Origin of the sequence: Mesorhizobium sp. WSM3859 (assembly GCF_002295065.1) — a bacterium.
In the GTDB taxonomy this organism is placed as follows: Bacteria; Pseudomonadota; Alphaproteobacteria; order Rhizobiales; family Rhizobiaceae; genus Mesorhizobium.
This window is the reverse complement of sequence record NZ_NSGG01000011.1, coordinates 214,954-227,466: the sequence shown is the minus strand read 5'-3', so window position 1 is coordinate 227,466 and position 12,513 is coordinate 214,954. Positions and strand designations below refer to the sequence as shown.

9 protein-coding genes are annotated in these 12,513 nt (G+C 64.4%); 6 read left to right on the top strand and 3 right to left on the bottom strand.

Annotated features, from left to right (window positions below; all coding sequences use genetic code 11):
* Positions 1-199: 199 nt before the first annotated feature.
* The 3 genes from CK230_RS22685 (at position 200) to CK230_RS22675 (ending at position 3,373) form a co-directional block, all read left to right on the top strand.
* Positions 200-1,123, top strand: a complete 924-nt coding sequence (locus tag CK230_RS22685; RefSeq protein ID WP_095819366.1) for a sulfite exporter TauE/SafE family protein — start codon at positions 200-202, stop codon at positions 1,121-1,123.
* On the top strand, positions 1,123-1,914 hold the full coding sequence (locus CK230_RS22680) for a TIGR02186 family protein (RefSeq protein WP_095819365.1): 792 nt from the start codon (positions 1,123-1,125) through the stop codon (positions 1,912-1,914). Before CK230_RS22685 ends, CK230_RS22680 begins: the two co-directional genes overlap by 1 nt.
* Before the next feature lie 202 nt (positions 1,915-2,116).
* Positions 2,117-3,373 (top strand): Hsp70 family protein, encoded by a 1,257-nt coding sequence (locus tag CK230_RS22675; RefSeq protein WP_095819382.1) that lies wholly within the window; start codon positions 2,117-2,119, stop codon positions 3,371-3,373.
* On the opposite strand, the gene CK230_RS22670 is transcribed toward CK230_RS22675, so the two are convergent.
* Positions 3,374-4,279, bottom strand: a complete 906-nt coding sequence (locus CK230_RS22670) for a LysR family transcriptional regulator (RefSeq protein WP_095819364.1) — start codon at positions 4,277-4,279, stop codon at positions 3,374-3,376.
* 279 nt (positions 4,280-4,558) lie between these two features.
* Here CK230_RS22670 and CK230_RS22665 point away from each other — a divergent pair, with 279 nt between their 5' ends.
* The 3 genes from CK230_RS22665 to CK230_RS22655 are packed head-to-tail and all read left to right on the top strand — an operon-like array spanning position 4,559 to position 9,161.
* A complete protein-coding gene (locus CK230_RS22665) occupies positions 4,559-7,489 on the top strand; it encodes a molybdopterin oxidoreductase family protein (protein WP_095819363.1) in 2,931 nt (976 codons plus the stop codon).
* A complete protein-coding gene (locus tag CK230_RS22660; protein ID WP_095819362.1) occupies positions 7,486-8,220 on the top strand; it encodes a 4Fe-4S dicluster domain-containing protein in 735 nt (244 codons plus the stop codon). Before CK230_RS22665 ends, CK230_RS22660 begins: the two co-directional genes overlap by 4 nt.
* Before the next feature lie 2 nt (positions 8,221-8,222).
* Entirely contained in the window at positions 8,223-9,161 is a 939-nt protein-coding gene (locus tag CK230_RS22655) for a DmsC/YnfH family molybdoenzyme membrane anchor subunit (RefSeq protein ID WP_095819361.1), read from the top strand.
* Between the two features lie 3 nt (positions 9,162-9,164).
* Here CK230_RS22655 and pdeM read toward each other — a convergent pair whose 3' ends face one another.
* Both pdeM and CK230_RS22645 read right to left on the bottom strand, forming a co-directional pair.
* Positions 9,165-9,881, bottom strand: coding sequence for a ligase-associated DNA damage response endonuclease PdeM (gene pdeM / locus CK230_RS22650; protein WP_095819360.1), 717 nt, complete (start codon positions 9,879-9,881; stop codon positions 9,165-9,167).
* A 19-nt stretch (positions 9,882-9,900) separates the two neighbouring features.
* Entirely contained in the window at positions 9,901-12,432 is a 2,532-nt protein-coding gene (locus CK230_RS22645) for a ligase-associated DNA damage response DEXH box helicase (RefSeq protein WP_095819381.1), read from the bottom strand.
* Positions 12,433-12,513: the final 81 nt, after the last annotated feature.

The following is a 12,513-nucleotide window of genomic DNA, read 5'->3' as shown; positions in this document are numbered from 1 at the left end:
ATAAACGCCGGCGCGCGTCCACCACCCGCCCCGCCACACAATTTTTCTCGTTAAATATCTTTTTGTTTTTTTTTTTGGGGGGCGGGGGGGGGGCGCCCCCCCCCCCCCCCCCGCCGGCGCAATAAAAAATTGGCTTTTCGGTGCTTTATTGTCCGGAAACGGCACTTGCGCCGACAGGCAAACTGATCGAGACAGACGGGTGGGCATCTATCTCCCGATCGCGGAAATTTCCGTCAACGTCTTCGTGCTGCTGGCAATGGGCGCGGCGGTGGGTTTCCTGTCGGGCATGTTCGGGGTCGGCGGCGGTTTCCTCATCACGCCGCTTTTGATCTTCTACAACATCCCGCCGGCGATCGCGGTGGCCACCGGCGCAAACCAGGTCATCGCCTCCTCCTTTTCAGGCGCGCTGTCGCATTTCAAGCGCGGCACGCTCGACTTCAAGCTGGGCGGCGTGCTTCTGGCAGGCGGCATCGTCGGCTCGACGGCGGGCATCTACGTCTTCGCGCTGTTGCGCCGGCTCGGCCAGTTGGACCTCTTCATCTCGCTGCTTTATGTGGTGTTGCTCGGCACCGTCGGCGGGCTGATGCTGGTCGAAAGCCTCAATGCGCTGCGCGCCAGCCGCAGCGGCGCAGCACCCGTGCTCAAGAAATCCGGGCAGCACAACTGGATTCACCGGCTGCCGTTCAAGATGCGCTTCCGTGCCTCGAAGCTGTTCGTCAGCGTCATCCCGGTGCTCGGGCTGGGCGCCGGGATCGGCTTCCTGTCGTCGATTATGGGCGTCGGCGGCGGCTTCATCATGGTGCCGGCGCTGATCTATCTGCTCAAGGTGCCGACCAATGTCGTTATCGGCACCTCGCTGTTCCAGATCATCTTCACCTCGGCCTACACCACGCTTGTGCATGCCACGACCAACCAGACCGTTGACGTGATCCTGGCGTTCCTGCTGATGGCAGGCGGCGTCGCCGGCGCGCAGTACGGCGCCAAGGCCGGCCAGAGGCTGCGCGGCGAGCAGCTGCGCGCGCTTTTGGCAATGCTGGTGCTGGCCGTCGCCATCCGCCTCGCCGTCGATCTTTTCGTGACGCCGCCCAATCTCTATTCGCTGTCCGCCGCGGGCCTCAACTGATGGCGGGATTGAGAGCGTTTGCAGCCGCCGTCCCGTTGTCGATGCTCTTTGCCTTTTCACCGGCAACGGCGCAGACGCCGCCGACCGAAAACATCCAGATCGGGCTGTCCACCGACGCCATTTCCATCACGGCGGGGTTCTCCGGCGCCGATCTGACGATTTTCGGATCGCTGGAAAATCCCGATCCGCTGATCGCGCGCCAGGGGCGCTACGACGTGGTCGTGGTGCTCGAAGGTCCCCCACGACCCGTGGTCGTCCGGCGCAAGGACCGCGTGCTCGGCGTCTGGATCAACCTCGACTCGGAGACGTTCGAGAACGTGCCGGTCTCCTATTCCGTCGCGACGACGCGGCCACTGCAGGACATCGCCGACCCTGCCAAATACAAGCAGCTCTCGCTCGGGGCGCAGAACCTCTACATGAAACCCGCCGACGAGACCGACAGCCCGGCGACCATCGAGGAATTCACCGCTGCACTTCGCGAGCGTAAGGCGGCGACGGGCCTCTACAGCGAGAATGTCGGCGGCGTGCAGTTCCTGTCGCAGAACCTGTTTCGCGCCACCGTGCGGCTCGCGCCCAACGTGCCGGTCGGCACCCACAAAGCACGGGCCTTCCTGTTCAAGAGCGGCATGTTCGTCAAGGAAAGCTCGGCCCAGCTCGAGATCCGCAAGTCCGGTTTCGAGCAATCGGTCTTTCGCGTCGCGCATGACTATTCCTTCCTCTACGGCGTGTTCGCCATATCGCTCGCCATGCTGACCGGCTGGCTAGGCCGGATCATTTTCCGCAAGGATTGATGCTTCGGGGAAATGGGAGCACCCCATTTCCCTTCAAAAGAGGGTTTCCCTTTTCCCGGTTTTGCGATACATCGCCGCCTCCCAGCCCTAGGGACAAGCACACACATTTCGATTTTCGGCAGAGCGGTCCGGCTTTCCGGATGACGGCGCGCAACGCGTCGCTGGCAGTTCTGCCGGCATGAAGCAACGACAGGAGGCTGCGATGCAATCGGCATTCGGCGGCATCGATTTCGGCACGTCCAATTCCACCGTGGGCGTGATCCGCGACGGCCGGGCTCGACTGGTGGCATTGGAGGGCGAACAGCCCACCTTGCCGAGCGCCGTGTTCTTCAATTTCGAGGACGGCTACACCTATTTCGGCCGCCGCGCGATCAGTGACTATACCGACAGTATCGAAGGCCGGCTGATGCGCTCGCTGAAGAGCGTGCTCGGCAGCACGCTCGCTAACGAGAAGACGCGGATCAAGGCGCGCCAGATCGGCTTCATCGACATTGTCGGCATGTTCGTCGGCCATTTGAAGAAGCGGCTCGAAGAAGACGCCGGCGGGACGGTCGAGAACGTGGTGCTGGGCCGGCCCGTGCAATTCGTCGACGACGACGCTGCCGCCGATGCGAAGGCGCAGGGCGAGTTGGAGAAGGCGGCGCGCACGCAAGGCTTCAAGCACATCGCCTTCCAGTTCGAGCCGATCGCGGCGGCGCTCGACTACGAACAGAAGGTCACCCGCGAAGAGCTGGCGCTGATCGTCGACATGGGCGGCGGCACATCCGACTTCTCGATCGTGCGGGTCTCGCCGGAGCGCGCGCGCTTAAGCGACCGCAAGGCCGACATCCTGGCCAATCGCGGCATCCATATCGGCGGCACCGATTTCGACCGGCTGCTCAGCATCGCCCATGTCATGCCCGAGCTCGGCTATCTGACGCGGACCAAGGACCACAAGCGCAATCTGCCCGCGGCCTATTTCATCGATCTCGCGACCTGGCAGCGCATCAACCTCGTCTATACCGCCAAGGCGATGTCGGATCTGAGGCAGATCCGCTACGAGGCCGAGCGTGCCGACCTGGTCGACCGCTTCATCCATGTCGTCGAGCATCGCTATGGCCATGCGATGGCGGGGCTGGTCGAAAGGGCGAAGATCGCGCTGACCGACCAGCCTTCGGCCGAAGTGAAGGTGTCGCTACCCGGCGCGCGCTTCGCGGCCGAGATCACGCGCGCGGGCCTCGAGGAGACCATCGCCGGCGACATCGAACGCGTGGCCGCGACGGTCAAACACACGATCGCCGACGCCGGCGTTCCAGCCTCCGCCATCACCGCCGTGTTCCTCACCGGCGGCTCGACCGCCATCCCGCTGGCGAAGCGCGAAATCCTGTCGCTGGTGCCGCAGGCCGCTGTCATCGAAGGCGACATGTTCGGCTCGGTCGGCCTCGGCCTCGCGCTCGACGCGCAGCGCAAATACTCCTGACTATTCCGCGCTTGCCGGCGCCTCCGCCTTGCCGGTGAGATGCGCCTTCAGCGCCATCTGGGCGAGGCTGGCTTGGCGGTCGCGGTGCGTGATCATGGCGAAGTCGCGCTTCGGCAGTTCGACCGGCACGGCCCTGAGGCTGCCCTCGGCCAGGGAGCGCGCGACCACCAGCTCCGAGATGATCGTGGCGCCCGCGCCGGCCTCGACCGCCTGACGCACGGCCTCGTTGCTCGGCAAGACGAGAAAAATCTGCAGCTCGGCCGGCGGGACGCCCTGACCATGCGCGAAATCCTCCAGCGCCTCGCGCGTGCCCGACCCGCCTTCCCTGATGATCCAGCGCAGCGCCCTGATGTCGAGATTGCCCGCTCGCGTCATCGGAATCTCGGGATGTGAGCGCGCCACCACCAGCATCATGCGGTCCTCGTCGACCGTGGCGCGGCGCAGGATGTCGGACTCGGTGCGGCCCTCGACCAGGCCGAAATCGGCGCGGCCGTCCAGCACATTGGTCTCGACCTGCCTGGTGTTGCCGATCGTCACGCTCAGCTTCACAGCGGGATAGGCCTCATGGAAGGACGCAAGCCGGCGCGGGAGCCAGTAGCTGGCGATGGTCTGGCTGGCCGCGATCGACAGGCTGCCGGCGATGGTCTGCGAGACGTCCTCCAGAACGCCGCGGGCGGCGGCGGCACGGTCCAGGACAGCCTTCGCCTCCGGCAGGAAGCGGTGACCGGTCTCTGCCAATTCGATGTTGCGGCCGACCCGGTTGAACAGGCGCACGTCGTGCTGGGTTTCGAGCGCGCGGATGGCCGCCGACGCAGCCGACTGCGAGATGCCGAGCCGCTCGGCCGCCTTGGTCATGTGGCCATGCTCGGCGACGGCGACGAAGATGCGCAACTGATCGAGGGTCATGGCGCAACTAAGAAGCAAAATCGATCGGAATTACAAGGGCTGCTTGTTAGACGGATCAATTGCTTTGTTCTAAGTTTTTAGCTGGAGTTGGAAAAAATTGGTCGCCAGAGGCCAAGAGTGGGAAATGGCAGGGCGCTTCAAATCCCTATTCGCGCATTGGAGCCGCCGACTGAAGCGGCAGTTCGCCGGTGAGCGCTATCATCCTGAACTTCATTACATGCGCGGCCCGGGACCGAAGACCAAGGCCAAGATGACGAACGGCAAGAGCGTTCGCCAACCATGAGCAAAGCCGCGCCGCGTGGCGCCAATTCCGCACCCTCGCAACGGCCGCTGGCCGACAGCCGCGCGCCGGACGAGGGCGACGGCGTCGAAACCTCGCCAACCGTCTCCGACAGTATCGCCAAGACCACCTGCTACATGTGCGCCTGCCGCTGCGGCATCGACGTCCACATCAAGGACGGCAAGGTGCGCTACATCAACGGCAACAAGGACCATCCGGTGAACCGCGGCGTGATCTGCGGCAAGGGCAGCGCCGGCATCATGCAGCATTACAGCCCGGCGCGGCTGAAGAAACCGCTGCTGAGGACAGGGCCGCGCGGCTCGGGCGAATTCCGCGAGATCGAATGGGACGAGGCGCTGACCATCGCCACTGAACGGCTGTCGGCGATCCGCCGCACCGATCCGAAAAAACTCGCCTTTTTCACCGGACGCGACCAGTCGCAATCGCTGACCGGCTGGTGGGCGTCGAAATTCGGCACACCCAATTGCGCCGCGCATGGCGGCTTCTGCTCGGTCAACATGGCGGCCGGCGGGCTCTATACGATCGGCGGCTCATTCTGGGAGTTCGGCGAGCCCGACTGGGACAACACGAAATACTTCATGCTGTTCGGCGTCGCCGAGGACCATGATTCCAACCCGATCAAGATCGGGCTGGGCAAGCTCAAGGCGCGGGGCGCCAAGGTTCTCTCGATCAACCCCTGCCGTACCGGCTACAACGCCATCGCCGACGACTGGATCGGCATCAGGCCGGGCACGGACGGACTGTTCGTGCTGGCGCTGATCCATGAACTGCTCAAGGCCGGGCGCGTCGACCTCGACTATCTGCTGCGTTACACCAACGCGCCGGTGCTGGTTGTACAGGAGCCCGGGTCCGCTAATGACGGACTGTTTGTGCGCGACGCCGACGGCAACCTGCTTGCGTGGGACCGTGTGGCGAAGCAGCCGATCAACGCTGCCAGCCCCGAGGCTAAGCCAGCGCTGACCGGCAGCTATGAGGTAGTCGGGCGACGCTGCGTGCCGGTGTTCCAGCTCATGGCCGAGCGCTATCTCGACGAGAGCCATTCGCCGGATGCCGTGGCGGAGCGTTGCGGCGTCAGCGCCGAAGCGATCAGGCGCATCGCGGCGGAGCTGGCGCATGTCGCCTTCGAACAGGCGATCGAACTGCCGGTCGCCTGGACCGACTGGGCGGGACGGAGACACGAAACGATCAAGGGCCGGCCGGTCTCGATGCATGCCATGCGCGGCATCTCAGCCCATTCCAACGGTTTTCACACCTGCCGCGCCATCCACCTGCTGCAGGTTCTGCTCGGCACGGTGGACGTTCCAGGCGGCTTCCGCTTCAAGCCCCCCTACCCGCGCTGCGCGCCGCCGGGGCCGAAGCCATGCGGAAAAAACGCCCAGCCGATGACGCCGCTGGATGGCATGCCTCTCGGCTTTGTCTGCGGCCCGGACGATCTTCTGGTCGACGAAGCCGGCCGGCCCACTCGCATCGACAAGGCCTATTCCTGGGAAGCGCCCCTGGCCGCGCATGGCTTGATGCACACGGTGATCCGCAACGCCTGGGCCGGCGATCCTTATCCGATCGACACGCTGTTCATATACATGTCGAACATGGCGTGGAATTCCTCGATGAACACCGTCGAGACGATTCACATGCTGACCGACAGGGACGAGGATGGCGCGTACAAGATCCCCTTCATCATCTATTCCGACGCCTATTATTCCGAGACCGTGCCGTTCGCTGATCTGGTCCTGCCCGACACCACCTATCTCGAGCGGCACGACTGCATCAGCCTGCTCGACCGGCCGATCAGCCATGCCGACGGCCCGGGCGACGCCATTCGCCATCCGGTGGTGCAGCCGGACCGCGACGTGCGGCCGTTCCAGTCGGTGCTGATCGAGCTTGGCGCACGGCTTGGCCTGCCAGGCTTCGTCAACGAGGACGGCTCGGCGAAATATCGCGACTATGCCGACTACATCGTCAACCACGAGCGCACGCCCGGCATCGGCCCTTTAGCCGGCTGGCGCGGCAAGGATGGCGCATCGATCGGCAAGGGCGACGCCAACCCCGACCAGTTGCAGCGCTACATCGACAATGGCGGCTTCTGGCACCACGACTTTTCCGACGACCAGCGCTACTACAAGATGGGCAACCGGAGCTATCTCGATTTCGCGATGGAGATGGGTTTCATCGCCAAGGCCGAGCCCATAGTCTTCCAGCTCTACTCGGAGCCGATGCAGCGGTTCAGGCTGGCGGCGCGCGGCCATGGCAAGGCGCAGCCACCGGAGGCCGAGCGCGGGCGCATCGAGGCCCATATGGACCCGCTGCCCTTCTGGTATGCGCCCTTCGAGGATGACACCGTCGACCTCGAAAAATACCCGCTGCACGCGCTGACGCAGCGGCCGATGCACATGTACCATTCCTGGGGCTCGCAGAATGCGTGGCTCAGGCAGATCACCAGCCAGAACCGGCTGTTCGTGCATCACCAGACGGCCGCCCGGCTAGACCTTGCCGACGATGACTGGGTGTGGATCGAAAGCATCAACGGAAGGGTGAAGGGCCAGATCAAGCTGATCGAGGGCGTAAATCCGGATACGGTGTGGACCTGGAACGCGATCGGCAAGCGGCGCGGCAGTTGGGGGCTGAAGGACGATGCGGCGGAGAGCAATCGCGGCTTCCTGCTCAATCACATCATCGGCGACCAGACCGAGGCCGACGCCAACGGCAAGCGCTACTCCAATTCAGACCCGGTCACCGGACAGGCGGCATGGTTCGACGTGCGCGTGCGGATCGTCAAATGCGCTCGCGAAGAAGCCGGCTTCACCGAGCCGCAATTCGAGCGCTTTGCACAGCCACCCCATATGGAGGCGCCGCCGGAAATACTTCGCGTCGGCGCCGCGTTTCGCATGAAGAGGGACGCGGCCGAATGACCTGCCTTCCCGCCCAAACCGACAAGAAGCTCGGCCTCGTCATCGACCTCGACACCTGCGTCGGCTGCCAGGCCTGCGTGACCGCCTGCAAGGAGTGGAACACCGGCGGTCATATGGCGCCGCTGACCGATGTCGATCCCTATGGCGGGCATGTCGACGGCGTCTGGTTCAACCGCGTGCACAGTTACGAACACACGACAGAGAGCGGCAGCCGCACAGTGAACTTCCCGCGCTCCTGCCTGCATTGCGAGACGCCGGCCTGCGTCACCGTCTGCCCGACCGGCGCCTCCTACAAGCGCGCCTCCGATGGCATCGTGCTGGTCGACGAGGATAAATGCATCGGCTGCAAATTGTGCAGCTGGGCCTGCCCTTATGGCGCGCGCGAGTTCGACGCGGATGTCGGCGTGATGAAGAAATGCACGCTCTGTGTCGACCGCATCTACAACGACAATCTGGCCGAAGAAGACCGCGTGCCCGCCTGCGTCGCCGCCTGCCCGACCAGCGCCCGGCATTTCGGCGATCTCGGCGATCCGGCCTCAGCGATCTCGCAATTGGTCGAGGAGCGCGGCGGAGTCGCCCTGATGCCGGAGCTCGGCTACAAGCCGACCAACCGCTATCTGCCGCCGCGCGCCCGCAGCGAACGGGCGGCGAAGGTCGACGCGCCGGCGCTGGAGCCAATCAAGGCCGAGGGCGGCTTCCTCGGCTGGATCGACCGCATGCTTTCGAACTGATCATGCATCCCGCTTTCTCGGTCGTCTTCTTCACCACCGCCACCGGCGCCGGCTACGGCCTACTGGCGCTGCTCGGCCTGCTTGGCGGGTTGGAGTTCATTCCCGCCGATTTCTGGCTTGGCCTTGTCGGCATGGCGCTGGCGCTCGGGCTGATCGTGGCCGGGCTTTTGTCCTCCACCGGTCATCTCGGCCGGCCTGAGCGAGCCTGGCGGGCCTTCTCGCAATGGCGCAGCTCCTGGCTGTCACGCGAAGGCGTGGCGTCGGTCGCGACCTTCATCCCGGCTAGTATCTTCGGTATCGGCTGGGTGCTTCTCGGCAAGAGCGGTGGCTGGGTGGCCGCCGCCGGGGTGCTGGCAGCGGCAGGTGCCGTGGTGACTGTCTGCACGACGGGCATGATCTATGCCTCGCTGAAGCCGATCGCGCAGTGGCACAGCCGCTATACGCTGCCGGCCTATCTGATTTTCGCGGCGATGACCGGAAGCGTTCTCGCCAACGCTCTCCTTCAAAGCTTCAGCGTTGGGTCCAGCGCTATACTAGCGCTCGCTCTGCTTGCCACGCTCGCCGGCTGGGTCTGGAAACTCGCGACCTGGCGCTACAATGATCGCCTTGAAATCCCGACCAACGCCAACACCGCGACCGGGCTCGCAGGTGGTACCGTGCGGTCGATCGAATGGCCGCATACAGAAGAAAACTACCTGCTCAAGGAAATGGGTTTTCGCATTGCCCGCAAGCATAGCGCGAAGCTGAGGCGGATCACGCAGGCACTGGCATTCATTGCGCCGGCTATCCTGTTGGCCATCGCCTTCGCCCTGCCTTGGCCGTTCGCGGCGATTGCCTCGGTGCTTGCAGCTGTTTGTCAGTTCGCCGGCATGCTGGTCGAGCGCTGGCTGTTCTTCGCCGAGGCCAAGCACACAGTCACGCTCTATTACGGCAGGCAGTAAGGTTCAGCCTGGCCTGAGCATCGAGCCGGAAATAGCAAAAATGCGCTCGGTGCCCAGCATGTATGCAACAAGCGTTTCCAGGCGGAACAGGCCGGCATAGGCTCGGTCGAGCACGTTGAGCGAGCCGGTATAGGCGCCGAAGGCAGGCATGATCATGCGTCCACCGTCGCCGGCGAAGCAGCGCCGCCGGACCGAGCGGCCGCGCTGGACGATGCGCGCGCATGGATGGAGATGGCCGGATATCTCGCCTTCGACGCGGGTCTTCGAGGGCTCATGCCGGAAGAGCAGCGAGCCGATGGCAAGTTCCCGCACCGTCTCGCCGGGCAGATCGGCAGGCGCCTCGGGATCGTGGTTGCCGGCGACCCAGAACCAGTCGCGGCCGGCCATCATCGCCTGCAACTGGCCGCGGAAGCTCGAATGCATGCGCTCGGCACCGCCGCCGTCATGGAAGGAGTCGCCGAGGCTGACGACGATCCGCGGCTGGTAGTCGGCGATCACCGCCTGCAGCCGCAGCAAGGTCGCGCCGGTATCGTAAGGTGGAATCAGCGCGCCGCGCCTGGCGAAGGACGAGCCTTTTTCGAGATGCAGGTCGGAGACCGCGAGCAGCCGCAGATCGGGGAAGTAGAGAACGCCACGCCGGTCGCAGACAGCGCGCTCGCCGGCGATGCCAACGAGGTCGGCCTCGGCGATCAGCGTTGCGCGCGACAGCGAAAAATTCATCCCCTCTCGGCTCTCACTTTCAGTCCGTCATCTCGGGACCCATGGCCTCTTCGACGAGGGTGGCGGCATCCATCAACAGCGTTTCGTCCGCCTCGCCATTCACGGGCATCTTGCCGATTTCGAGCATGATCGGCACGGCGAGCGGCGATATCTGTTCGAGATTCTTATGCATGATTCGACCATGGATGCGCGAGAGCATCTCGGCAAGTCTGCTGACATCGAGCAACCCCGTCGCGGCATCCGTACGGGTGGCCTGCAGCAGAATATGGTCGGGTTCGTGGCTGCGCAGCACGTCATAGATCAGGTCGGTCGAAATGGTCACCTGGCGGCCGCTTTTCTCCTTGCCGGGGTGGCGCTTTTCGATCAGTCCGGAAATCAGCGCGCAGTTGCGGAAGGTGCGCTTCAAGAGCCAGCTGTCGGCAAACCAGGCTTCTAGATCATCGCCCAGCATGTCTTGATCGAACAGCGTGGCCAGCGAGGGTTTTCTGTTCTTGAACATCCAGCCCATATCGGCCAGCGACCAGATGGCCAGCGAATAGTCGGTGGCCACAAAGCCGACCGGCTTCGCGCCCGCCCGATCCAGCCGGCGGGTGAGCAGCATGCCGAGCGTCTGGTGCGCAAGCCTGCCCTCGAACGGATAGGCCACGAGGTAGTAGCGATTGCCGCGCGGAAAGGTCTCGATCAACAGGTCGTCGCGTTTCGGCAGAACGGACTTGTCCGCCTGGAACCGCAGCCAATCCGCGACCTGCTCGGGCAGCTTCCTCCAGCGTTGCGGGTCGTCGAGCATGGCTCGAACCTGCTCGGCCAGGTAGGTCGAAAGCGGGAATTTGCCGCCGCCATAATAGGGCACTTTCGCGTCGCTGCCCGGCGCGTTCGAGACGAAGCACTCGTTCTCGCGAATGCCTTCGAAGCGCAGGATCTTGCCGGCGAACATGAAGGTGTCGCCATGGGTCAAAGTCTCCAGAAATGCTTCCTCGATCTTTCCCAGCACCCTGCCGCCGCGCGAGGCTGCCCCCCTGCTGCCAGCCTGGACGTAGCGCACATTGAGCGCCGGCACTTCGATGATGGTGCCGACATTGAGCCTGTATTGCTGGGCGACGGCCGGATTTGAAACCCGCCACAAGCCCTCCTTGGTCTGCCGGATGCGGGCATAGCGCTCGTAATTCCTGAGCGCGTAGCCGCCGGTGGCGACAAAGTCGATGACCCGATCGAATGTCGGCCGATCAAGGCTGGTGTAAGGCGCGGCCGTCCTCACTTCATCGAACAAGGCATCGGCATGGAACGGAGCGCCGCAGGCGCATCCGAGCACATGCTGCGCCAACACGTCGAGGCCGCCATTGACCAATGGCGGCGTGTCCTGGGCGCCGAGATAATTTGCGTCCAGCGCGGCGCGGCATTCCAGCACCTCGAAGCGGTTTGCCGGGATAAGAATAGCCTTCGACGGCTCGTCCATGCGGTGGTTGGCGCGGCCGATACGCTGCGCAAGGCGGCTCGCCCCCTTCGGCGCGCCGACATGCACGACCAGATCGACGTCGCCCCAGTCGATGCCCAGATCCAGCGTCGAGGTGGCGACGATGGCGCGCAACGCGTTTTCGCCCATGGCCTTCTCGACGCGGCGGCGTTGGGCGACATCCAGCGAGCCGTGATGGAGCGCAATCGGCAGCGTGTCTTCATTGACGCGCCATAGCTCCTGGAACAGCAGCTCGGCCTGGCTGCGCGTGTTGACGAAGAGCAGAGTGGTCTTGTGCCGCTTGATCTCGCGATAGATTTCCGGCGTGGCGTAGCGCGCCGAATGGCCGGCCCAGGGAACGCGCTCTTCGGAATCGAGGATCGATATGTCGGGCTTCGCGCCGCCCGTGACGACGATGAGCTCGGACATGGCGCCCGGAGAAGCCTGACTGACCAGCCAGCGCCGCAACTCATCGGGCTCGGCGACGGTTGCCGACAAGCCGATGGTCTGGAGGTCGGGGACAAAAGCACGCAAACGCGCCAAGCCTAACGCCAGAAGATGGCCCCGCTTCGAGGTAACCAGCGAATGCAGCTCGTCAAGCACGACATAGCGCAGATCCTCGAAGAAGCGCTTGGCGTCGTTCGACGCGATCAGAAGCGCGAGCTGCTCGGGCGTGGTGAGCAGGATGTCGGGCGGCGCCAGCTTCTGCCGCTGGCGCTTGTGCGAGGGCGTGTCGCCGGTGCGGGTCTCGATGGTGACGGGAAGACCGATCTCCTCGACCGGCTTGCCGAGATTGCGCTCGATATCGACGGCCAGCGCTTTCAGCGGCGAGATGTAGAGCGTGTGGATGCCGCGATGCGCCTGGCCTGGCTTGCGCCTGGATCGGTTGGCAAGCTCGGTCAGCGACGGCAGGAAGCCGGCCAGCGTCTTGCCGGCGCCGGTTGGCGCGATCAGCAGCACCGATTGCCCGCTTTGCGCCTTCGTCAGCAGCTCGAGCTGATGGACGCGCGGCGACCAGCCCTTTTCGCCGAACCATTTGACGAACGGTTCAGGCAGCAGGACGGCGGCATTCTGTTCGGCAAGGCGCGGCTGCTCGGTCACGCGCAACAGGTAGCGCGACGGCGCGCGCTCGCCAAGGAAAATCGGAACAAAAGGGGATCGCTTTCCCTTCTCCCCTTGTGG